The following is a 24,822-nucleotide window of genomic DNA, read 5'->3' as shown; positions in this document are numbered from 1 at the left end:
ATTTATAGCTTTTTGAGGAAGTATTCTACAGAACCTACCAAAATAAATAGGTTAATAGTTTCAACTTTTCTATCATTGAACAACTTAAATGTTGCTAATAACTTACTTCTAAAATCCTTGACTATAAATAAAGAAAGCCAAGAAGAGTATGCTTATTTCCTAAATTTTCAAGCACTATTCCAGGAATATGACATATTATTTACCTTCGAAAGATTAATTGAAATTTTTGAATTTGTCATATCTCCATCAGATAAAATAGTTAACGGAGCAGTTTATACCCCTCCATACATTCGTGAATTTATAGTTAAATCCTGTTATAATAAGTTAGATATCAAGTCTAAAATCAGTGATATTTCATGTGGTTGTGGTGGTTTTTTGTTTGATTTTGCAAAAAAACTAAAAACAAAATATGGAAAAACTTTTTATGAAATTTTTAAAGAAAATATTTACGGTGTTGACATCACAAATTATAGCATAATAAGGACCAAAATACTATTATCTATTTTAGCACTTAGCAAAGGAGAAGATATTCCATCCTTTAAATTTAATCTATTTGTAAAAAATTCATTAGAATTTAATTGGTTTGAAGAAGTTGAAGATATAAGAAATAATAATGGATTTGATATTATTGTTGGAAATCCACCCTATGTAGGAGCAAATCATATTGATGAAATTTCGAAAAAATTATTGAAAAGTTGGTCTGTAGCATCAATAGGTAAAGCAGATTTGTACATACCTTTTTTTCAGATAGGGCTAAAATGGTTAAAACCAAAGGGATTTTTAGGATATATTACAGTAAATAATTTTTACAGAAGTTTAAATGGACGTAAATTAAGGTGTTATCTAAATGGGCAAGATATTACCCTAATTGATTTTGGAGCAGAACAAGTTTTTAAAGGTAAAAATACATATACTTGTATTTGTCTGATTAATAAGCGAAAAGGGAATATGAAGTATTCTAAATGCCCTAGCTCTTCTATTCATTTATTACAAGAAACTGACTTTATTAATATTAATTATGAATCACTTGATAATGAAGAAGGATGGTTATTAGATAATTATAGCGTGAAGTCTAACATGTCCAAAATAGAAAATATTGGAGAAAAATTAGGTGATAAATATGCTATTAGAAATGGATTAGCAACGCTTAGAAATGAGATTTATATATTTAAACCAATTAAGGAGATACCAAGATTTTTCTTTTTAACACGAAATGGAAAATCATATAAAATAGAAAAAAGCATTTGCAGAAATGTGATAAAACCTAATGTATTAAAAAAAGAAAATGAAATAGAAATACTAAAAGAAAAAATCATTTTCCCTTATAAGGAAATATCAGAAGCTGATATATTTGGTAATAAAACAAAAAAAAATATAGTAATTACAGAGAGTGAATTTACAAAAAAATATCCTCATGCATATAATTACTTAACAGAACATAAAAATGAATTATCAAAAAGAGATAAAGGCAAGAAAAAGTATGAAAATTGGTTTGCTTTTGGCCGTACTCAAGCTTTAAATATACAGGGGCAAAAGCTTTTCCTACCATACATGTCTAATAGACCTTATTTTGTTTATTCTAGTGAAGAAAACTTACTTTTTTATAATGGGTATGCAATTATTTCTGATAATGAAAAAGATTTGCTGTTCATAAAAAAGATTCTATTATCTAATGTGTTTTGGTATTATGTTAAACATAAAAGCAAGCCATATACAGGAGGGTATTTCTCCTTAGCTAAAAATTATATTAAGAATTTTGGCATTCCTGATTTTACTACACAGGAAAGAACCCAATTTATGAGGTTGAAGAAAGAAAGTTCTATCAATAATTTTTTAATGAAAAAATACAAAATAATTATTTAATGATTTTATACTTTGTTTGAGTCTTCATCCGATGAATTTGATTTTCATTATCTACTTCTGCACCTCCAAAAACCCCTTTTGCACCACATCTTTCCCCACAATCGTCAATACATAAAAGTACGTACCATCAGGCACTGATTCGCCAGCACCTTCATAGCGACCATCCCAAAAATTGTTTGGGCCATAATTTTCAGCACGAAAAACTTCATCCCCCCAACGGTTGAAAACCACCAATTCGTTTTGGTCATTGCCATCGCAGTCCAGTCCAGCTATTGCAAACCGTTCATTCTTACCATCTCCATTAGGAGTCATTGCCGCATACACCTTTATTTCGCAGACCACCACCACATCTCTCTGCTTCACTTCGATTGTCACCGTAGCTGTCACACACAAATCGTCCGCATTGCAGACCTCATAGGTAAAACTTTCGATTCCCAGAAATCCTGCATTGGGTGTGTAGGTAATCGTACCATTTGTATTGATAACTGCATTTCCATTGATAGGTAGATTCACAATTCTACTCAAAAACAAACCATCTCCCGTATCGTTGGATAAAACGGACACTACAACAGATTCACCTTCAAAAGTTTCCGAATTGTCGTTTGCAGCTGTTGGAGGAATCAAAGCTTTTGTTACTTCAATCACAACAATAGCCTTATCTAAACCTCTTTCTGGATAAAAAATCGAATATTCAAATGTATCCCTTCCAATGAAATTGACATTTGGGAAATAGGTGACAACATAGGTAGTTTGATTCAAAATCAATGCCCCATTGGATACCCCATCTACAATAGATACGTCTAATGCATCCACATTCGGAAAAGCATCATTGCCTAAGATTGAAATATCTAGAGATGGAGGAGGAGAGGTTTGCACCACACTTGCAAAATCGTTGATGGCTTCCAAAAGATTTTCAACTTCAATGCTCACTGTAGCCTGTTCGCAACCAACAATTGGAAGACAAATTTCATACACAAAACTTTCGTTTCCTACAAAATTAGTATTGGGTGTATAGGTAAACGTTTTGTTGGCATTTACTACTACGCTGCCATTTGAAGGTGGTGAAACAATGTTGATGGTCAAATTATTTATGTTCGTAAAAACATCATTTTGAATGAAATTGGCAGTCAATTGATTGTTGTCTTCCACATTGAAGCTGTCATTGTTGGCAGACAAAACATCCGTTACCACATAGTTAATAGTTACAGTCGTACATGCTCCCAAAATATCACAAATTTGAAGCACCACATTGTCCGAACCTACAAAATTTCCTGTGGGCGAATAAATGACACAATTGCCTGAAATGCTTGCTGTACCATTGTTTGCTCCTCCAATAACGTTAATGGTTGTGACATCTCCTTCTGGTTCTGTAATCGTCAGGCAAGTCGTTGCAGTCGCTCCCTGCGCCACTTCCACATTGGTCTGTTCGGGTACTACATTTGGAGCTGTATTGATTTGAAACTGAATCACAATGGGAGTACAAAGTTGTGGATTTTGGTCGTCGCATACATTTACTGTCACGCTGACTGTTCCACTTCCAACATTGGGTGCAAAAAATGTAACACAGTTGTCATTGACATTCACTGCCCCCAAATTTGGGTTAATAGCAGCCAATTGATAGGTCAAATCGTCGCCATTCACATCTGTTGCTTCAATACAAACCTCCGATGTTTCACTCAAATTCAACCTAATAGGCGCAATGGGTGTTACATTGGGCGCAATATTTCCAGCAGGTACCACGATATAAGTCACTGTAATCGTGGTGCAATTGTTGTTTTCATCACAGACTTCGGCGGAAAAGTCAATCTCTCCAAAAAAACCAGGCGGAGAGGTATATTCAAAACAATTTTTATCTAATACATTAGGGGAATCTAATATTCCTACAAAAGCAATCGAATAATCATCACCATTTAGTTCTTCAATATCCAAACAGACGATTGTGGAAGTCATAGAAAAAATAGTGACCGTTGTGTCACTTACCACAGGGGGTAAATCTTGGCTCGGCGAAACCGAAATCACACCCCATGCCGTTACACAATTTCCTTTGGGGTCGCAAAACTGTACCTGCAAACTGTCCACACCAAAAAAGTTTGGATTCGATACATAAATCACACAAGTATCGCTGACGATCAAGGCATCACCGTTTAGTGGGGTGGTGATGATAGTTGCCTCTAATTCATCGTTTTCGGGATCATCAGGGTCAAAACAAAATGTAACCGCCGAATTGCTAATCGTTGAAGCTGTCACATCGTCGACCGTTGGCGGCAAATTGATTGGCTCTAATACATTGATGGTGAGCGTAATATTGGTACAATTGTTCAAAACATCACACACTGCAATGTCGATATTTTCAACATAGGCAAACTCAGATGTCGGTGTATAGAACAGGCAGCTATCGTTTTGAATTTCGATATTTCCATTTATGGGTGCACTCAATAGACTCAAATCAAAAGATTCTCCATTGGGTTCTTCAATGTTCAAACAAACACTTATCGGTGCATCATAATTCGTCGTTACGGTGGTATCTGCAACAATTGGAGGGTCGAATGGAGCTGGAACGGTGATCGTTACAACTGCTGTATCACAGGCATTGCAGGCATCACACGCTACAAAAACCATTGTATCTTGACCATAAAAATTATCATTTGGGGTATAAAATGCACAGTTCAAAGTTGCAGCCTCTAAAGTGCCATTTGCAGGTGATTCTAAGACAGTGATGGTTATGGGGTCGTTGTCAGCGTCTTGCACTTCAATGCAGATAATATCCTGTGTTTCATAAGGAATGATCATATTTAAGTCAACCGCAACGGGTGCACTATTGGGGGTAACATTCAATCGTACCGTCAAATTTGCACAATCATTGAAAGGATATAATTGGTCACAAACCGTCACTACAATATTTTCTGTACCCGAAAACCCTACATTGGATACATAATTCAGCACAAAACCATCAAGTGTTACCGTACCATTTGTAGGTGGTGTGCTGATAGAAATGGTCAACGAATCTTCTGCTCCATCGGCATCTGTGGGTTGCGGCAATTGCACCTTATACAATCCTTCACTGCAAGTATTTCGCTGAATAAAATCAACAGGCCATTTGGGGGCATTATCGCAGTGAATAAGTATTGCAGTTGTGGTATCACATTGCAGACTATTTTCGGTACATACTTGAATTTCAATGGTATCAGTACGAGCTACTGCAAAAGCAGATTCGTAAGTAAAACAATTTCCATCCAACTGTACTATATTACTGCTTAGTTGTGTCAAAACATTGAAATTGAGTGCTTCACAACCATCATAGTCCAAATCCAGACAAATCTGCACAGGCGTTAGTGGTTGAGCGCATACAATCCTTGCATCGGGACTCAAAATGGTTGGCTGAGCTTCGTCTTTGACTGTAATTGTCACATCTTCAATGGATTCACATTGAGTAGAGGCATTGAAGATTCGGACGGTGTAAGTTGTAGTTTCATCAGGAAAAGCAGTTGGGGTAGCAATCGTAGAATCCGACAAAGTTTCGGTAGGGAACCACTCAAAAATATTTCCTCCAAAAGCATTGATTTGGATCGAATCCCCCCGACAAATTGTTTCGTCATCACTAACTCCGCTGGGGCCTCTTTCGTTCACAAAAACAGTGATTTCATCATTTGTTGTACACTGCCCTGTTTGATTAATGTAGGTTGCAATGACTACGTAAGTTGTTGTTATCGATGGAGAAGCGATTGGATTACGGATTGTATTATTGTTTAGTCCTTCTAATGGTAGCCATTGGTAGGCAACTGCACCCGTTGATACATTCAATTGTACCGAACCACCTTCGCAAATAGATACATCTGGACCAGCATTGGGTACTTGGTTCACATCTACTTCAATAGATACATTGCCTTCACAGCCGTTTTTGTCTGTAAAAAACAGGGTGTAAATGAGGTCAAAAGGTGTGGAAATAATGGTATTACGGGTAGAATCGGAGGATAAATTGAGTGAAGGTTCCCAACGGTATGCAACGGCATCAAAAGGTGCTCCCAATGTTCCCAAAATGATGTCATTGACGAAAAAGTCATCTCCTTCACAAATCACAATGTTGGTCGTATCTTGGATGTATGTTTTCCCTGCTGCTACGATAAGGCTCTCCGTACTACTACAACTTGTTTGAGAATTACTGACTGTCACCGACAGGTTAAGCGTTGTATTGGGGCTATATACATAAGGGTCAGCAATCGTAGCATCCGAAACCGCTTCGGCTGGTTCCCATGCAAATACATCACCTCCCGAAGCACTAACCCGCATCGAATCACCTGCACAAATAAACAAACTGTCCACATCTATTGTGGCAATGGGCAGTGGATTTACCTTCAATTTCACCGAATCCGTGATGCTGCAACTCGTCGCAGTATCTGTAATGTTCACATAAAAAGTAGTGGTCGTATCGGTCAAAGTAATCGGATTGGGTGTATTGGAATTGACCAACAATCCAGAAGGCGACCATTGAATCACATAATCTCCCGCTGCTGACAATTCCACCAACAGTTGTGTGTTTCCTCCCTTACAAATATTCGGATTTACGCTAATCGTATCAATTTGGGGCAAAGGTTTTACAACAACATTCACAGAGTCTGTCACTCTGCAATTACCATTTTGACCTACAAAAATATAAGTAGAATTGCTCGAAGGGCTAACGGTTAGTTCATCACCTGCTGCAATCACATTCAGCGGCTTGTTGGCATTGACCCAATACATTTCGCAAGTATTGCTGCTTCCAGTCAGAGTAACGGTTTCACCCTTGCAGATTTCCATATCTTCTACTGTACTGATTTCCATCGGTACTACCGACACATCATCAATGTAGTAGTAGGCAAAACCCGTTGGATTGAAGTCCCCGATAGATTGAACTTCTTGGGTATTCAACACATTTTTGAAGTTGCCAATCGTCAAAAAGCGGTAATTTTGATCTACCGTAAACGTTCCCGATATCTCTACCCAATTGAGCGTATCTGCAATGATGCGGTCTATTCTATTGACCACTTGTGGCGTGACGTTCACCAAATTAGTTCCAGTTGGATTGACCACTGTAAAATAGAAACCTAAGGAACTGATGGCGAAATCACTCGTATCTGCCAAACTCACAAACATACTCACACAATAAGTCGAGCCAATTTCTAAATTACTGCCCAACTGGTTCGTAATGAATTGTTGCTCAGAAGGGGTTATACTATACGCCTTGATACCAGCATACGAAATATCGGTGCGGGGTTCTTGTGTACCAAATCTATTTTCAGGAACGCCCACTATATTATCGGGATTGCAGTCGTCAAACAAACTCGCTCTGTCTTCTAATTCTGGACTGATCCAAAAAGCTGCACGGTCTATTTGGCCTGTAAAATCGGGACAAATCCCTTCTTCAAAACTGGAATTGGATACAAAATTGTTTTCGGCATTGCAGGGATCACATATATCTTCAATGATCAATATCTGAGCTGCCGAAGCCGTACACCCTGTTGGGTTGGTAATCGTCAATTGAACTGTATAAGTACCAGGCTGTTCATACAAATTGGTAACATTGGTAAGCCCTTGTATACCATTGCCATCTCCAAAATTCCAGTTGTACAAAGCTCCTTCTTCCACCCCAGTTGAAGTATCTACCAAAATACTAACAGCTCCCGCACAATTGGGGGTCAAATCAAAACTTACTTGTGGAAATGGCTCAAAGTCAATACTGATGGTGTCTGTCAATATACATCCTCCAAAATCTGCCAAGACTACAAATTTTTGCAACCCTTTTTGTGTACTCTTCAACGAGGCATTGGCTTGAGAACTCAATATTTCGTTTGGTTTGTTTGCATTTATCCATTTGAAATTGCAGTAATTTCCTACGGCTTGAACTGGTATTTTTTCACCAACACAAACGGTTGGTGTGGTAAAAGGCTGACCATTTCCGTTTAGGACTGCCAATGCAGGCATTTCTATAACCGATACATTGTCAAGATAATAGTATGCCGAGTTATCGAACAAAAAGGTGCTATCCAAGTCTAATACCTCGCTATTGCTATTATCTTTGAAGTTTCCAATTGTGAGCCAGTTTGTAGCATTGGTGGCTTTGTAAATGCCTGATATTGTTGTCCAATTGTTTTTGTCTGCAATTGTATTTCCTGAATTGTTAGCGATTTGGGGTGGAAAACCAAATAGCGGTGCTTGTGTATTGACTGCAATAGGATTTGCCGATAAATGTGCTCCTAAATTGCTGATTGCCTTACCCGAACTGTCTGCTAAACTCACATCAAAACGCACACAATAGTTTTTACCGACTTCCAAGGGTTGCAAAATCGGCACACTTGCATACTCCCGATAATCGTTTGCTGCATAGCCAAAAAAGCCTAAATATCCCTCTCCATCCGAAGGCATTTGATTGCCGTATAGATTTGAAGGCACAGTATTGGCGCAAGTGTGGAGGTAATCGGTGCTTCCGTTGGTCGGTGCTTTCCATTGGCTTGCCCCCCCAATTTCTCCCAAATCATTGGGGCAATCGTGGTAGTATTCTATAGAGGGATTGGCGGCTAAATTGCGAAAACCATCCATACAAGGTTGACAATTTTGCTGCAAATCTACCAAGAGTGTATCGCTTGCGCTGCAATTCTCTAAATTATTAACTATCAGTATCACACTGTCAATCAGTATATTGAAAACCTCTGCCCCCCCTCTTGTACTATCCGTAGCTACGATATTGCCGTTTTGATAAAAATCCCATTGATACGTTGCCGCTTCTACAATGCCAGTTCCCAACTCCGTAAATTGCAGATTGTAACCTTCACAAGTGGCTTCAAATCCTATTTCAACTTGTGGCATTGGTCTTACTTCAATAGTAAAAATGTATTCCCGCACACAATTGAAGTCAGTTGTCTGCAAAATGAAACTTTGGGTAGTCATTGTAGCAAAAGCCAAGGTATCGGCATCACTCAAGACTGTAAAAGGGTCGTTCAAACTAAACCATTCATAGCTCTCTGCTCCTGTTGCAGTCAATGTTTGAACATCTCCTTCGCACAATACAGCCGTTTCGGGCTGTGCCAAAATATTCATGTCTTGCATTACTACACTTACAGTTTCCAAAGCAACTACCGAAATGCTATCTATGTAATAATATCCCAACTCTGTAAACCCCGTTTCGCCACCGACTGCCAAGTTTTCAGCATTGGTATTGGCGTTGTTGTAAAAGTTGCCTATTGTAAGCCATTGAAGGGGAGATTGGGCAGTGAAAGTACCGCTGATGCGCTGCCATTCGTTTTTATTTTTTAATACACCTTCTCGGTTTTCAACTTGCGGAACGAAGCCCAAAGGCAGCCCGTTGTTGTTGGGAACAGCATTTTCTGAGAAATATGCGCCAATGTTTTCTACTGCAAAATAACTAAGGTCTGCCAAACTCACATAAAACTCCACACAATATTCGGTATCAGGCTGCAATGCCTCGCTCAACTGAATGGTGATGTAATCCCGTTGTGAAGGCGTGCCTGTGGTATAGGCGGTAAATCCTGCATAAGCTACTCCAGAAAAAGGATTTTGCACACCAAATACATTGTCAGGCACATCTGCCCCGCCGCCATCTTCTACACAAGTATGAAAATGGTTGGGAATTCCTACCTCTTCCCATTCTAAAGCTGTATTGCTCAGAAATCCCAAACCTGATGGACAGGAAAGGGTGTCTTCAAAACTGGGATTGGGTACAAGATTGGTTTGGGCTTGGAGTGAAGTGGTAATAGATACAATAAGTAGTAAAAAATACAAACTGACTGTGTTCGCAAGTGTTACGATGGTTTTTTGTCGTTTCATGGTAGTAGCGTATGCGTTTTTTTGAAGAGGTAAAATTAACAAATATTATCAAATAACATTTTAGATTTACGATAGGTAGTTTAATAGGGTAGCTAATGGTAGATGTAGATGGATGATATATTTTTCAAAGAATTAAAGATTTACTTTTTTTTCAAAAAAAATCTCCCTTCAATAGTGGTAACTCTTTCTTACCTTGTCACTATTTATAAAAGCACGACATTTCAATCAATCAATGGACACATCTATCGAGCATATCATCATTCGCCATCTGAGCAGAACAGCTTCTAAAGAAGAAGAACTACAGTTGCATATATGGCGAGAAGAATCGGAGGCGAATCAAAAAGAATTTGAAGCGACTCAAAAACTATGGCAGTTGACTGAAGGGATTCACAAAGAAGTTGATTTTGATACAGAAGCGGAATGGGAAGATTTTCAAGCAACAATTGGAGCTGAGCCTGTCATTAGAGAACTGCAAACGTCAAAACGACCTTTGTTCAAAGATTTTCTGAGGATTGCAGCCGTATTTTTACTCATGATAGGTGGCGTATGGTTGGCCAAACAAGTTATTCAACCTTCAGGAGCCATCGTTGAATCTGTACAAATTGAAACCCTTCGCAATATGCAAAGAGAGGTGAAATTGGAGGATGGATCGAAAGTTTGGATGAATGAATACACTGTTTTGACTTTTCCCGAAAAATTTGACAGTACAGAGCGCAAGGTTCGACTGGTGGGAGAAGCTTTTTTTGAAGTGGCGAGAGATGAAAACCGCCCTTTCGTCATCCTCAATAAAAACACAGAAACCCGAGTGTTGGGAACTTCCTTCAATCTTCGCACAACGGAAGAAAATGTAGAAGTGACAGTTAGAACGGGTAAGGTCAGTTTGGCTTCAAGAGCCGATAATGCACAATCGGTTACATTGGAGGCGGGTGAAAAAGGAGTATTTGATGTGGAAACTAAAGTTTTGAATAAAGTGAAAGTGGAGGATGAAAATGATTGGTCTTGGCAGACAGAACGATTGGTTTTTACGGATACACCACTGAGTCGGGTGATGAGGGTGCTGTCCAAACACTACAATATCCGCATGGATGCCCGCAACAAAATGCTATTGAATTGCCTGTTTACCAGTGAATTTGAAGCCGCTACACTGGAGGAAGTAATGGAAGTATTGGCTACTTCTCTGCAAGTTAAAATAAAGTTGGAAGCGGGAACGTATTGGATTGAAGGAAAAGGTTGTTGAAATACTAAAGAATTACGAGATTGAAGAAAATACTACTTTTTTGTTGGCTACTTTCTGCAATAACTGTGTTTTTGAACGCCAAAAACAACGGTAAGGAAGAAGGTTTGCTCAATAAAAAGGTAACAGTGAATCAATCCAATGTGTCCATTGAAGAGGTCTTGAAAGAACTGAGCAAAAGGTACAATATTCGGTTTTCGTATAGTAAAAATTTGGTGGCGGTAGAACAAAAAGTAGATATTGACTTCAAAAATAAGCCTCTTCGATTGGTATTGGAGGAATTACTGCAATCCATTGACGCAGACTACAAAATTTTAGGAAAACGAATCATATTGAAGCCGTTACCTAAAAAAAATATACCAACATCTACACCCAAAACACCTGCAAAAAAAGCCATTTTGAAGCAGACAATCCGAGGACGGGTGATTGACCAAAGTACTCAATTGCCGATTGTTGGGGCAAATGTTGTGGTGAAAGATTCTCAACCTTTTATGGGAGCAAGTACAGATTTGGAAGGTAATTTTAGGTTTCCAGATATAGCTGTTGGGCGACATACCTTGTTGGTGTCTTACATTGGATATGAAGGAAAAACGCTTTCCAATGTGTTGATTGGTACAGGCAAAGAGTTGGTTTTGGAGGTTGGTTTAGAAGAATCTTTAAACGAGTTGGATGTGATTGAAGTCAATGCGAGCGCACAAAAAGCCAAACCTATCAATGAGATGGCATTGATCAGTGCATGGTCTGTTTCGGTTGAGGAAACCAAAAGATTTGCAGCAGGAGTAAGTGACCCTGCAAGGACGGTGACGGCTTATGCAGGGGTGATGAGCAATGGGGATTTGGAGGAAAATGCGGTCATTATTAGGGGCAATTCACCAAGAGGAGTTTTGTGGCGATTGGAAGGTGTAGAAATCCCTAATCCCAATCATTTTACTTCGGAAGGTAGCTCAAATGGTGCGATTGGAATACTGAGTACCAATGTGATAGGGAAATCAGATTTTTATACAGGTGCTTTTCCATCAGAGTTTGGAAATGCCCTTTCTGGTGTATTTGATTTGCAACTTAGAAATGGAAATAACGAAAAGAGAGAATATACACTGCAATTGGGGATGTTGGGGCTTGAAGCGGCGATGGAAGGCCCTTTGGTGGAAAAAGGTGGAGCCTCTTATTTAGTGAATTACCGTTATTCAACTTTGGCGATGCTCAATCATCTGGGCATTAATATTGGAGGAAATGGCGATGAAACGAGCTATCAAGATGTGGCATTCAAGTTTCATTTTCCCAATCAAAAAGGGTATTTTTCGTTGTTCGGAATAGGAGGAGTAAGTAGTCATTGGGAACAATTTGAACGGATTGAAGATAATGAAAATGAAAAAATGGGGATTGTAGGGCTGTCTAATTTGCACATTTTCAATGAAAAAACCTATTTGAAGACTTCATTGTCACTTTCTGGAACGAAAATCAAAGATTTAGAAAAAGTTAGTATTGAAGTACCTACTGCAAATTATGATGAAAATTTGAAGAAGACTTTTGGAAAGGCAAAAGTGGCATTGAATTCCAAAATCAATTCACAGCAAAGCATCGAAACGGGCTTGATTTATACCCATTGGTGGTATAACTTCAATACACGTATAAAAAACGATTTATCTGAACCTCCTTACGATGATTTTATGCTTTTTAAAAGTAAGGAAACGACCACTATGTTGCAGGCTTATGGAAGTTGGAAATACCGTTTGGCAAAAAATTGGACTATGGTAAGTGGACTTCACGCTTTGTATTTTGGACTAAATGGAAAGGTGAGTGTAGAACCTCGTGCTTCACTGCAATGGCAATACAATGAGCAAAGTAAGCTTAGTTTTGGATATGGTTTGCACAGTCGAATAGAGTCTTTGGAATATTATTTGGCGAATTATACGTTACCTGATGGCAGTTTGGTACAACAAAATCATGATTTGGATTTGACCAAATCCCATCATCTGGTTTTGGGTTATGATCATTATTTTAGCCCTAAATTGCATTTGAAGGTAGAAACCTATTACCAAAAAATATTCAATGCGCCTGTGTCGGAAGATCCTTCAAGTATTTTTTCCGCCCTTATTTTAGAACAAGGTTTAACGAATAGAAGTTTGCTAAATGATGGTAAAGGAACTAATTACGGTTTAGAGTTTACATTAGAACGTTTTTTTGCAGACAATTACTACTTTCTGACAAATGCTTCTTTATTTCAGTCGAGCTACAAATCATCGGACGGAGTACGCCGCAAGACTCCTTTTGATAGTGGACGCAACTTCAATGTATTGGTAGGCAAGGAGTTGGTAATCGGCTCTAACCAGCAAAATATTTTGGGGCTAAATCTAAGAGGAACTTGGTCGGGCGGCAAACGATACACGCCGATAGATTTAGAATATTCACGTCTCTACAAAGAAGAGGTGAGAGATTTTGCCCATGCTTATGAGCGCATAATGCCCGATTACAAACGCTTGGATGTTCAACTGAGTTACCGCCATAACAAAAGAAAACTGACTGTTGAATGGCGGCTGGATTTGCTGAACGTTACTGGAAATAGGAATATATTGCAGAAGTATTATGATGTAGAAAGTCAGCAAATTGTGGACTATAAAGGCAATAGCATTGTTCCTGTATTAAGTTGGAGATGCGAATTTTAAAGAAAAATTGTAACAATCAAAATACCTAATAAATCAATTAAATATGAAGAATTTTATTTTTATCATGGCGGGTTTTCTATGCCTATACCTCAACGATGAAACGTTGGCACAAAATAGCCAATTGCATCAAACCATTCGTGGAACAGTCATTGACCATGATACCCAAATTCCCATCATTGGCGCAAATGTGGTGGTAGTGGATTCTGATCCGTTTTTGGGTGCAAGTACGGATGTGAATGGCAACTTCAAAATCGAAAAAGCTCCTGTCGGACGACATACTTTGACAATTTCTTTTTTGGGCTACGAAAGCCAAAGCTTACCCAATGTATTGTTGGGGGTAGGGAAAGAATTGGTTATCAATATAGAATTGATAGAGTCAGTGGTCGAAATGAATGAAATCGTAGTGAAGGCAACTCAAAACAAAGCACAGGTTTTGAACGAAATGGCGACGGTAAGCGCACAATCTTTTTCGGTGGAAGAAACCAAACGTTATGCCGCAAGTGTCAGCGATCCTGCACGCATGGTATCGGCTTTTGCAGGAGTTAGTAGTAACGGAGGTGATGACCAAAATGCCATTATCATTCGAGGCAATTCACCAAGAGGTTTGTTGTGGCGAATGGAGGGCGTGGAAATTCCAAACCCTAATCATTTTGCTTCGGAGGGAGCTTCAAGTGGAGGGATTAGCATTTTGAGTGCCAATGTATTGAGTAAGTCTGATTTTTATACAGGAGCTTTTCCGTCAGAGTTTGGCAATGCACTTTCGGGTGTATTTGATTTGAAGTTGCGGAATGGTAATAATGAAAAAAATGAATACACTTTGCAGGCAGGTATTTTGGGGATGGAAGCCGCAGCCGAAGGGCCTTTGAAGAAAGGTAGTGGAGCTTCTTTTTTGGTGAATTACCGCTATTCAACTTTGGCCTTGTTGAACGATTTGGGCGTAGGAATTGTCGGTGACGAGGATGTGACAACTTACCAAGATGTTTCCTTCAAACTGCATATTCCTACCCAAAAAATGGGTACTTTTTCGCTTTGGGGAATCGGCGGTTTGAGTAAAAATACCTACCAACCCAAAGATATTGACTATTCGGATGTCGAAAAAGCAAATATGGGGGCAATGGGTTTGTCGCATCTGGCAATTTTGGGTGATAAAACCTATCTCAAAACTACTTTGTCTTTATCTGCAACGAGCATTGGAGAAGATGAGGAGGACAATGAAGGAACTTATCAAGGGACTTATAAAGAACAATTTAACAAAACCTATGCCCGTGCTTCTATGCGTTTCAATACCAAGTTGAATCGCCAGCATATTGTAGAAAGCGGATTGACCTATACCGCTTTGGGTTACAATTTTTTAGAAAGTTTTCAGTTTCCGAGCATTGAACCACCTTTCAACAATTTTGAACGCTTCAATGAGAAAGGCAATGCCAGTACTTTACAAGCTTATACAAGTTGGAAATTTCGACTCACCGAAAGTTTATCGTGGGTAAATGGAGTCCATTTCCTTCGATTTGGCTTGAATGAAAGTACAGCCGTTGAGCCACGTTCTGCATTGAAGTGGCAATTGCAGCCCAATCAATCTTTGAGTTTTGGTTTTGGAATTCATAGCAAAGTGGAATCATTGGAGTATTATTTGGCGAATCAGTTGTTGGAGGATGGCACAAAATTGCAGCCTAACCGAAACTTGGATTTTTCCAAAGCGCAGCATTATGTTTTGGGCTACGATGTATCGGTCAATAACCAATGGTATTTCAAGACAGAAGCCTACTTTCAAAGGCTTTACAACCTACCAATTAGTTCGGTTGTAGGTTCTATTTTTTCACCGATTTTGTTGGAGGAAGGTTTCAGTACTCAGGATTTGATGAATGAAGGAACAGGACGAAACTATGGGCTGGAATTTACGGCACAGCGATTTTTCTCCAAAGGTTTTTACCTGCTAACGACTGCTTCGCTTTATGAAGCCAAATTTACGGCTTTGGATGGAAAAGAAAGAAACACACCCTTCAATGGAAACTTCAACTTCAATGTGTTGTCAGGAAAGGAATTCAAAGTCGGAAAGCGCAAACAAAATTTGATTGGAGTGAATATGCGGGGAACTTGGGGTGGAAACAGCCGTTTTATACCTATTGATTTAGAACATTCTCGCCAAAATGGAGAAACTGTTCGGAATATTGACGGAGCTTACGAAGAGCGTTATCCCGATTTCATGAAGTTTGACCTACAATTGAGTTACCGCAAAAACAAACGCAGCAAAACAACAGAATGGCGTTTGGATTTGCTCAATGCCTTGAATCGTGAAAATATTTGGGGGGATTATTACAATGTCAATTCACAGACTATTGAGTATGATTATCAAACAGGTTTGATTCCTGTATTAAGTTATCGAGTAGAGTTTTAGATGACACAATAAAAAATGGATATTAGGGATAAGAAGTTGTTGATAGCTTCACTTCTCTAATATCCATCTTTTCGTTGCTAATTATGTGAAAGTCCAAAGTCAAAAGTAGTAGGAGGAACATCTAATTTGCTACGGAGTCGGTCAATCTTCTCAATAATATGGATTATTTCATCTACAATGGTATCATTGTAAGACTTGGTAGAAGACTCAGCAGCATAATGCAACAAGGTTAATTGCAAAATCTCGTTTACTTCAAAAAGAGTATTGGAAAGCATGGCATTAACATTTAGTAAAGAAAATAATCGCTTACATATATAAATAAAAATATTTTTTTAAATGATTTTTATTTTTTGTCAAATTATATTGTTTAAGCCTATTACATTAGCAAAAACGCAACTTGACCGAATAAAAGTTTTAATGAAAATCAGCAATAGAAAAGAAAGGTGAGTTTGAGAGTAGAACAATAGGAGATCAATAATCTTATATCAAAGACGATTTCAGCTTCTTTATGTCACCTGTAAATGTATTATTTTGCAGTGTTTATTTGACTCATGGATATTTTTAGTGGAGTAGTTAAAGACTTTTGTAGTTTCCTTTTGTAGAGCATACTGATTTTCAAACATTCCATATCTTTAAGAATAAACTACAAAAATCTGATTCCACTAAAATCTTCGATGAGCCGTTTATTTTTTTTAAGCATACAAACTTATTTTTGATCTGCAATGCCAGAAAGTCACCTCACATGGAAAACTGCTTTAGTAGAGTTCAAAGCTTATTTGCAGTTGGAACGCTCATTAGCCATAAATTCAGTCGAAGCCTATATGCGTGATATAGAAAAATTGAAGTTATTTGTAATTCAAAGTGAATTAGAATTGCTACCCCAAACCTTAGAGCCAAAACACTGCGAACTTTTCCTCCAAACCTTGACCGAAACGGGCATCAGCATTCGATCACAAGCCCGTATCTTATCGGGAATCAAGGCTTTTTATAAGTTTCTGATGCTCGAAGAATGGATCAAACGCAATCCTGTAAAGCATTTAGAGAGTCCCAAAATAGGAACCAAAGTACCTACTATATTAAGTGTCGAAGAAATCAATCAAATGATTGCAGCCATAGACCTTAGCAAACCTGAAGGCGAACGCAACAAGGCAATTATTGAAGTATTGTATGGTTGTGGGTTGCGTGCATCTGAGCTCACCAGCCTCAAAATTTCCAACCTTTATTTGCAAGCAGGTTTCGTCAGGATTATTGGCAAAAGCAACAAAGAACGACTGGTTCCCATCAATCAATCTGCACTAAAACAAGTTCTTATCTACAAAGAACAAGTACGGGTTCATCAACCCATCAAGCCCAAAATGGAAGATTTTTTGTTTCTAAATCGAAGGGGAAAAAATTTAAGTAGGGTCATGATTTTCAACATTGTGAAACAAGCTGCAAAAGAGGCAGGCATCCAAAAGGTAGTCAGCCCACATACGTTTCGCCACACGTTTGCAACACACCTCTATGAAGGAGGAGCAGATTTAAGAGCAATTCAAGAAATGCTTGGACATGAATCCATTACAACCACCGAAATCTATTCCAAAATTGACCAAAGTTATTTGAGAGATACCTTGATACAATTTCATCCAAGGTTTGGGTAAAAAAAAGCCCGCGATGTTGCATCGCAGGCTCTATTTGCATGAATATGAAAAAAATACGAATTGTTATTGCAGTAACTACAAAGCAACGCCCACGGTGATTTCACCTCTATAGTCCATGTTCTTCAATTTGATGCTGCTCGTTTCTCCAGGGCTGAGATTCTTCAAAACTTCTTTATTGAAGCTATTAAAGCCCGTATTGAATTCAAAACCTATTCGCAATATCTTGAAAAGCGAAAGGTTGGCACCTGCCAACACATTGAAGCCTGTTTTTACGCTGCTATTGTCAATACTATTGTTGTTTACAGTATCATCACCATCGAAGGTAATCGGCACATTCACACCCAAGTAGGGATTGAGCGGTAAACGAAAATGTTTTTCCAAGCCAACATTGACAAAAAAGCTTTCTCGATTCACATCATAACTTGTATTCAACGTGCCATCTTGAAATTTATACTCCAAATCTTTCACACCCGCACCCAAACGAATTGCCCAGAGATTTTGGTCGTAAAAGCGAAGATTTAGGGAAGCAGTTGTGGTATTTTCGTCCAGTACATTGACATTTTCACCTTCCACCCTGTCATTTTCGATAACACTGAAATTGCTGGTTACAGACACTCTTTGTGCGAATACATGACTGGTAGCGAAAAAACTTAAAATAAAAATAATCAAAGGGATTCTATTCAAAATGTTTTTCATGAATTGACTTTTTTAATGATTGTTTTAAATTGAATTAACAAAGTAAAGCGTTTCCTCATGCCTAAATAAGTTATCTAATGTAAATTGAAAATGTTAATAAAAGTCATTAAGTTTTTAACGTTTTTCAATAGTAGTTTGACTTTTGTATCTTGCAAACGTATAATCTAAAGGCAAAAAATAACCTAAAAGTTGCATCAATCATGACAAAAAACAACACAGAAAAGAGAATTACTTCAAAAGACCTATACGATATCCAACTGATTAGCACTTGTGCTTTATCACCCGATGGTCAAACTGTGGTGTATCCTGTGCATTGGGTAGAGGAAAAAACCGAAAAAAAATATGCCAATCTGTGGTCAGTGGATACGAATACTGCAAAAGCCAGACAAATCACTTTTGGCAAACAAATGGATACCAATCCTCAATGGTCACCTGATGGTAAATCCATTGCTTTTACCTCCAATCGTGAAGAAGAAACACAGCTATACATCATACAGTTTGGAGGAGGAGAAGCCGAGAAAATGACAGATGTGAAAGGCTCTATTGGTTATTTTGAGTGGTCGCCCGATGGCAAAAAAATTGTCTTCAATCTGCAAAGAAAAAGCAAAGAATCCATTGAACAGGAAACAGACGAACAAAAAAAGAAATTGGGTGTCGTAGCACGACATTACACCAAAGCTTCCTACAAATTTGACGGAATGGGCTACAAAACTGACACACATTGGGGAATCAGTGTTTTGACAGTGAAAGGCAAAAAAGTGGAAGACCTCACCAAAGGCAAAAAACACGATGAAAACCATCCTACTTGGTCTCCCGATGGCAAAAAAATAGCCTACACCAGCAATATCAGTGATGATGCTCATTTGGCGACCGAGGCAGAGGACTTGTTCGTGATGGAGATAAAAACCAAGAAAAAGCAGAAAATTAGTACACAAGCTGGTCAGCTTCAATTGCCTTCGTGGTCACCCGATGGAGAGTGGATTGCCTATCTTGCCAAAGACGGATTGGAGTGGTATCGAAACAACAACCTGTGGCGGGTAAAGGCAGACGGTTCTTCCGAACCCGAAAACCTCACCAAACAATACGATCTCAACCTCGATACCTACACGACTAATGACACAATGGGCGTACCCGCTCACTCTGCACCTGTATGGTCGAAAGACAGCCAATCCATTACCTTTCAAATCGCCAAACACGGACGGGCCTCTATTCACAATTTGCAGCTTTCGGACAAATCATTGTCCACCGTTTTGGATGAAAAAGGCGTAGCAGGGCCTATCAGTTATGATGCCGAGCAAAACATATTGGCAGTCGTTTTGGGGACAATGACTGATCCTTGCCAAATTGCAGTAAAAAAAGGAAAGAAAGTCAAGGTATTGACGAATTTAAACCATAAACTGCTGCAAAAACGGAATTTGGGTGAAATTGAAGAAGTTTGGTTCAAAGGCGCAGACGAGAACGACCTACAAGGTTGGATAGTGAAACCGCCTAACTTCAATCCTAAGAAAAAATATCCTTCCATTCTACAAATTCACGGCGGCCCTTTGCTGCAATATGGCGAAGCATTTACCCACGAGTTTTACTATTTGGCTGCAAAAGGTTATGTCGTGTATTTTTGCAATCCGAGAGGTGGGCAGGGCTATGGTGAAAATCACGCAAAGGCAATCTGGAACGATTGGGGTGGAGCAGACTACAAAGATTTGATGGCTTGGACAGATTACATGACCAAACTACCCTATATTGATATCAAACGAATGGGCGTGACAGGAGGTAGTTACGGTGGATATATGACCAATTGGATTATTGGGCATACGGATCGCTTCAAAGCAGGAGTAACCCAACGTTGTGTCAGTAATCTGGTGAGTATGTGGGGTTCAAGTGATGGCAATTGGATTTTCCAACAGTGTTTTGGCGACAAACCTCCTTTTGAAGACATGGAAAATTTTTGGCGAATGTCACCCATCAAATACATCGGAAATGCCAAAACGCCTACTTTGGTGATTCACAGCGAAAAAGATTACCGATGCAATTTGGAACAGGGAGAGCAAGTCTATATTGCCTTGAAGAAATTGGGAGTAGATACAGAATTGGTGATTTTTCCCGATGAATCACATGGATTGTCACGCATTGGGCGAACAGATAGAAGAGTAGTGCGTTTAGAACACATTGGACGTTGGTTCGACAAATATCTGGCAAAATAATATTCGATAAACAAAAAAGGTTCTCTGACAATTTTTGTGGAGGTGGCAAAGACTTTGGAAGTTTTGTTTTCCAAAACGTTAAATGAATACCTAAAATAACCCTATTGTTTTTCAATATCTAAACTTCCGAAGTCTATTTTCACAGATTTTGTCTGAGAACCACAAAAAATAACCATCAAAACATGGCAGCAACAGAAACTGTATCCGTAGAATTGGGTTTTGAAGCCCCTGATTTCAATTTATTCGACACCATTTCAGGTGAATACAAAAGCCTTACAGACATCAAAGGTGAAAAAGCAACCGTAGTGATGTTCACCTGCAATCACTGCCCGTTTGTGCTTCACGTCAATGAACAGTTGGTACAATTGGCAAACGATTATATGCCGCAGGGAGTTGGATTTGTAGCCATCAGCTGCAATGACATTGAAAAATACCCACAAGACAGTCCCGAAAAAATGACCGAATTGGCTGCAAAAGTAGGCTATCCTTTTCCCTATCTTTTTGACGAAACACAAGATGTCGCAAAAGCCTACAAAGCTGTTTGTACGCCCGACTTCTCCATTTTTGATGCCGATTTGAAGTGCGTTTACCGAGGTCAATTGGATGCTTCAAGACCAGGCAATGGCAAACCTGTGACGGGAAAAGATATTCGTGCGGCATTAGATGCGACCGTAGCAGGGGAGGAGGTCAATGCTCGTCAAATTCCGAGCATTGGCTGCAATGTCAAATGGAAAGGAGGTATTTTTCCAGACTATGCCTAACTGAAAAATTTAGTATAGCTTCATGTTTATATAATCAGGATAAGTTTTGGCTTGTAGTCAAATTGAATAAATTTGCTGCCTCAAATTTTATCAAAAAATTGTAATTTAAAACATGAAGAAAATATTGACCCTTGGCTTAGGGAAAGTGGGAACATTGGTCGCTACCTTGTTGAGCAAAGATTTTGAAGTGACAGGAATGGACAAAGACGCTCCGCATTATGATTATGACCTACCTTTCACGGTATTGAAGGGAGATGTGAGCGATGGAGAATTTATGGAAAAAATGATTCAAGACTTTGATGCAGTGGTATCTGCATTGCCTTTTTTCCTCAACAAGCCGATTGCAGCACTTGCACACAAACACAGCAAGCACTATTTTGACCTAACCGAAGATGTCGAAACCACCAACTATATTCGTTCATTGAGCGAAACGGCAACATCGGTCATGGCTCCTCAATGTGGTTTGGCTCCAGGTTTGATTGGCATTATTGGGGCTGATTTGACTAAAAGTTTCACCAAAGTTCGGGACATTGAGCTCAGAGTAGGCGCATTGCCTCGTTATCCGAATGGTTTATTGGCCTATTCGTTCACTTGGTCACCTGCGGGAGTCATCAATGAATACTTGAACGATGCAGAGGCAATTCACAATGGAGTCCGCAAAATGATGCCTTCCTTGAATGGTATCGAATACATCAATATTGAAGGTCAAGAATTTGAAGCTTTTACTACTTCTGGCGGTTTGGGAACGATGTGTGAAACCTTTGAAGGAAAAGTAGATACCTTGAACTACAAAACGATGCGTTATCCTGGTCATGCCAAATTGATGCGGTTTTTGATGTATGAATTGATCATGAAGAACGACATACAACAGTTGGAGAATATTTTGAAAAACGCTAAACCTCCTGTTAAAGAGGATGTTGTGTATGTCTATGCAGTTGTTGAAGGTTGGCAAGGTGATAAATTGTTTAGAAATGAATACTACCGTGCATTTCATCCCATCGAAATAGACGGTCAGCATTGGCGGGCGATTTCTTGGACGACGGCTGCAAGTTTGGTGGCGGTGATTGAAATGGTGGCAAATGGTACATTGCCTAACAAAGGTTTTATCAAACAAGAAGAGATTCCTTTTGATGCGTTTTTGGAAACCAAAAATGGTGGTTACTTCAAATCTTAATTTACGGTTTGAAGCATAAAATGTGATTTTGGTTTTTACTTAAATTTTTAGCATTAGACTGAATTGATAAGTTTTTAGTATATAAACGAGCCATCCAAAGTCTTGCAGAGGTCACATGAAAAATCGTCTAAATAAAACAATTTGAATAATTTATTTAGGTATGTTTTTTTGATATAAAAAAATATACGAAATTGCACCCACAACCTCATGTAAAGCACTTGCTGCTAAGGAGTATTCTCCATTAAGAAAGAAAGATAACCACAGACAAACAAAGTGTGTGCAATTTTGTGTATGTAGTGTTGTGAGCAGTGCTTTTTGCCTTATGAGAGGAATGATATAAATTCCAATAGGCGAAGTCTGTGTCCAACGTTTTCGGGCTTGACGAAAGGGGCGATTTTCATCACTGATGCAGACAACCAATGTTTGAATAATGACAAACTATCTGCGGAGTACTGAACCGCCACTTTTGCCAAATCCGTTTTAGCAGCAAATTCTCATTTGTTTGTCAGTTTGAGATTGTTAAGTATTGTATAAACAATTGCTATTCTTGAGTTATCAAAGCTAATGGCACGATTGACATCATTTAATTTCTCGGTGTCTATTAGAACACAATTAGTAAAATAATAAACATTGTCTTTTGTCTCAACATAGCCAACATACCAACCAACGTCTTTGTTGCCATGCTCTCCCCAACCGGTTTTACCTCTTACTACATAATCCAATGTATCCTTTGCAATCATTATGTTCTTTACAATTTCCATTGAGCGTTGGGAAAAAGGCAGGTTATTGTTGCGAAGTTGTTTTAGAAAGTCTATTTGCTGTTCGGGTGAAATATGAAGTCCTCCAGTTAGCCAAAACTTGTCTATGCCGCCCGAAGTGTCTGCATTGCCGTAGTTTGCTTTGTCAAGCCAGTAATTCATACGTTGCCCGCCAACCCTTCTTGCAAGCTCTTGATAATACCAAACTGTTGAGTTTGCAAATGCTGTTTTCATATCGTGGTCTTGGTCCCATAAAGGATTTCTGACTACACTGTCCCAGGGAATAACAAATTTCTCGTCTTTTATTACCCCAGTCTCCAGGCCGATAAGTGAATTGCAAATTTTAAAAGTTGAAGCAGGAGAAAAGACCTGTTTGAATTGGTCTTGATTGTAAAAAGTGTATTTATCCTGTTGTTGGTCGTAAAGAGCAAAAGAACCCTCAACTTGAAATTGGTCATAATATTTCTTGAAGTCATCACGGATTTCAGTCACATGTTTTTGCTTACAAGCAATCAGACCACAAACTGCCAAAGTCAAAACTAATATAGTCTGTTTCGTTGTCATATTTGTTGCTGCTAAAAGAGCGAGTGTACACGCAATTGCACCTACAACTATGTGTAGCGAAAACTCGCTGCTAAGATAAATATATTTAAATACTTTACAGAGTGTAAAGAAGGGGTGGCCTGAACTAAGGACAATCCTAAAGTTCTAACGGAGCAAATGAGATCGAAAACAACCTCACTTATGTCGTTGGACGTTCGCTTTCTTTTTTAATTAATTGGTAATTTCAATTCACTTGTTTTCCAATTTGTTTTTTCTTCCATTTTATTGGTGAATTCCTTCAACCCTACTAAGTGTTGGTGAATTGTAATTATTTTGTTTAAACCTCTTATTTTCAGATACCCTGAGAACGGATTGAATTTGATTTCATTTATTTCGCCCCAGGTAATTTCTTCAACTTTTTTTCTCCAATTTTGAACAATTATTCTTTCATCGTTGAATTGCAGCTTGTGATTTTGATAATACATCAAACAAGGTATTCCTAATCCTCCAAATAAAAAAAGCATCAAAACTCCTATTATATACAATTCTTTTTCTTGGTAATACAATGCTGTTATTACAAATATTGAGGCAAAACATATACTTACATACCCTAAAATTTGATAGAGCTTATTCATTCTCAACTCTATTTCACCATTCATATTTTTAGCAATTTCTTGGCTTGCTCCTTTATTCATATAATTCATTGTCAAGCTAACTGCTAAGCCAATTAATCCGTATAATATAACTTTCTCCCAATCCATTGATTTTTCCTTTTTTCTTAGTGAAGCCCAACTCAAAGGAATGTCTGCGCTCACCAAGCATTCGGCTAATCGCTCCACTTTGATAGTGCAGACATTTCTTTGAACGAAATCGGTGTATAGGGAAGAGGTTCTTGAGTTTGACTGCCTTCCCTACTTTGTAAATATAGCCAAATTCTGTTTTTGGTCAAAAAAAGTAGATAGCAGAATTGTATTGTAGTTTCTGATTTTTAAGCGGTCGTCTATTGTTTCAGTGATAGAGCTACAGCCTAATAATTTGCACACACCAGTTTGATCTGATTGTGTACACCAAACTAC

General features: G+C 38.6%; 13 protein-coding genes. 8 read left to right on the top strand and 5 right to left on the bottom strand.

The window, feature by feature from the left end; genetic code table 11:
• The first annotated feature begins 75 nt into the window (after window positions 1-75).
• The gene (locus tag R3E32_06690) at window positions 76-1,863 is read left to right on the top strand and encodes an N-6 DNA methylase (GenBank protein MEZ4884412.1); all 1,788 of its coding nucleotides are present in this window, start codon (window positions 76-78) and stop codon (window positions 1,861-1,863) included.
• A gap of 51 nt (window positions 1,864-1,914) precedes the next feature.
• Here R3E32_06690 and R3E32_06685 read toward each other — a convergent pair whose 3' ends face one another.
• Window positions 1,915-9,681 carry an Ig-like domain-containing protein gene (locus tag R3E32_06685; protein ID MEZ4884411.1) on the bottom strand — a complete coding sequence of 2,589 codons (7,767 nt, stop codon included), beginning with the start codon at window positions 9,679-9,681 and terminating at the stop codon, window positions 1,915-1,917.
• 232 nt (window positions 9,682-9,913) lie between these two features.
• On the opposite strand from R3E32_06685, the gene R3E32_06680 reads away from it, so the two are divergent.
• From R3E32_06680 to R3E32_06670, 3 genes are read left to right on the top strand one after another with little or no spacing between them, the layout of a single operon-like run.
• Window positions 9,914-10,918: a FecR domain-containing protein gene (locus tag R3E32_06680; GenBank protein ID MEZ4884410.1), complete on the top strand. Its 1,005-nt coding sequence runs from the start codon at window positions 9,914-9,916 to the stop codon at window positions 10,916-10,918.
• A gap of 20 nt (window positions 10,919-10,938) precedes the next feature.
• Window positions 10,939-13,578, top strand: a complete 2,640-nt coding sequence (locus R3E32_06675; protein ID MEZ4884409.1) for a carboxypeptidase-like regulatory domain-containing protein — start codon at window positions 10,939-10,941, stop codon at window positions 13,576-13,578.
• A gap of 43 nt (window positions 13,579-13,621) precedes the next feature.
• Window positions 13,622-15,973, top strand: a complete 2,352-nt coding sequence (locus tag R3E32_06670) for a TonB-dependent receptor (protein MEZ4884408.1) — start codon at window positions 13,622-13,624, stop codon at window positions 15,971-15,973.
• 77 nt (window positions 15,974-16,050) lie between these two features.
• Here R3E32_06670 and R3E32_06665 read toward each other — a convergent pair whose 3' ends face one another.
• Window positions 16,051-16,248, bottom strand: a complete 198-nt coding sequence (locus tag R3E32_06665) for a hypothetical protein (protein ID MEZ4884407.1) — start codon at window positions 16,246-16,248, stop codon at window positions 16,051-16,053.
• Window positions 16,249-16,695: 447 nt separating this feature from the next.
• Between R3E32_06665 and R3E32_06660 the strand changes: the two genes are divergently transcribed.
• Window positions 16,696-17,613: a site-specific tyrosine recombinase gene (locus R3E32_06660; protein ID MEZ4884406.1), complete on the top strand. Its 918-nt coding sequence runs from the start codon at window positions 16,696-16,698 to the stop codon at window positions 17,611-17,613.
• A gap of 75 nt (window positions 17,614-17,688) precedes the next feature.
• Here the strand turns inward: R3E32_06660 and R3E32_06655 are convergent, their stop codons facing one another.
• Window positions 17,689-18,309 (bottom strand): hypothetical protein, encoded by a 621-nt coding sequence (locus R3E32_06655; GenBank protein ID MEZ4884405.1) that lies wholly within the window; start codon window positions 18,307-18,309, stop codon window positions 17,689-17,691.
• Between the two features lie 200 nt (window positions 18,310-18,509).
• Here R3E32_06655 and R3E32_06650 point away from each other — a divergent pair, with 200 nt between their 5' ends.
• The 3 genes from R3E32_06650 to R3E32_06640 all read left to right on the top strand — a co-directional run bounded on the left by R3E32_06650 (window position 18,510) and on the right by R3E32_06640 (window position 22,445).
• Window positions 18,510-20,510, top strand: coding sequence for a S9 family peptidase (locus R3E32_06650; protein MEZ4884404.1), 2,001 nt, complete (start codon window positions 18,510-18,512; stop codon window positions 20,508-20,510).
• Between the two features lie 182 nt (window positions 20,511-20,692).
• A complete protein-coding gene (locus R3E32_06645) occupies window positions 20,693-21,271 on the top strand; it encodes a thioredoxin family protein (protein MEZ4884403.1) in 579 nt (192 codons plus the stop codon).
• A 112-nt stretch (window positions 21,272-21,383) separates the two neighbouring features.
• Window positions 21,384-22,445, top strand: a complete 1,062-nt coding sequence (locus tag R3E32_06640) for a saccharopine dehydrogenase C-terminal domain-containing protein (GenBank protein MEZ4884402.1) — start codon at window positions 21,384-21,386, stop codon at window positions 22,443-22,445.
• Between the two features lie 494 nt (window positions 22,446-22,939).
• Here the strand turns inward: R3E32_06640 and blaOXA are convergent, their stop codons facing one another.
• Together blaOXA and R3E32_06630 are read right to left on the bottom strand one after the other, a co-directional pair.
• Window positions 22,940-23,767, bottom strand: a complete 828-nt coding sequence (blaOXA, locus tag R3E32_06635) for a class D beta-lactamase (protein MEZ4884401.1) — start codon at window positions 23,765-23,767, stop codon at window positions 22,940-22,942.
• Window positions 23,768-23,973: 206 nt separating this feature from the next.
• A complete protein-coding gene (locus R3E32_06630; GenBank protein MEZ4884400.1) occupies window positions 23,974-24,585 on the bottom strand; it encodes a hypothetical protein in 612 nt (203 codons plus the stop codon).
• Window positions 24,586-24,822: the final 237 nt, after the last annotated feature.

The organism is Chitinophagales bacterium, from assembly GCA_041392475.1.
Classification (GTDB): domain Bacteria; phylum Bacteroidota; class Bacteroidia; order Chitinophagales; family UBA2359; genus JAUHXA01.
Note: the sequence above shows the minus strand (reverse complement) of the source record. Positions and strands in the feature narration are given on the sequence as shown.

What these genes read in the sequence shown, in the direction of transcription:
- R3E32_06685 (MEZ4884411.1), bottom strand. Translation starts at nt 9,681, where the DNA reads ATGAAACGACAAAAAACCATCGTAACACTTGCGAACACAGTCAGTTTG.
- R3E32_06680 (MEZ4884410.1), top strand. Translation starts at nt 9,914, where the DNA reads ATGGACACATCTATCGAGCATATCATCATTCGCCATCTGAGCAGAACA.
- R3E32_06670 (MEZ4884408.1), top strand. Translation starts at nt 13,622, where the DNA reads ATGAAGAATTTTATTTTTATCATGGCGGGTTTTCTATGCCTATACCTC.
- R3E32_06665 (MEZ4884407.1), bottom strand. Translation starts at nt 16,248, where the DNA reads ATGCTTTCCAATACTCTTTTTGAAGTAAACGAGATTTTGCAATTAACC.
- R3E32_06660 (MEZ4884406.1), top strand. Translation starts at nt 16,696, where the DNA reads ATGCCAGAAAGTCACCTCACATGGAAAACTGCTTTAGTAGAGTTCAAA.
- R3E32_06655 (MEZ4884405.1), bottom strand. Translation starts at nt 18,309, where the DNA reads ATGAAAAACATTTTGAATAGAATCCCTTTGATTATTTTTATTTTAAGT.
- R3E32_06650 (MEZ4884404.1), top strand. Translation starts at nt 18,510, where the DNA reads ATGACAAAAAACAACACAGAAAAGAGAATTACTTCAAAAGACCTATAC.
- R3E32_06645 (MEZ4884403.1), top strand. Translation starts at nt 20,693, where the DNA reads ATGGCAGCAACAGAAACTGTATCCGTAGAATTGGGTTTTGAAGCCCCT.
- R3E32_06640 (MEZ4884402.1), top strand. Translation starts at nt 21,384, where the DNA reads ATGAAGAAAATATTGACCCTTGGCTTAGGGAAAGTGGGAACATTGGTC.
- blaOXA (MEZ4884401.1), bottom strand. Translation starts at nt 23,767, where the DNA reads ATGACAACGAAACAGACTATATTAGTTTTGACTTTGGCAGTTTGTGGT.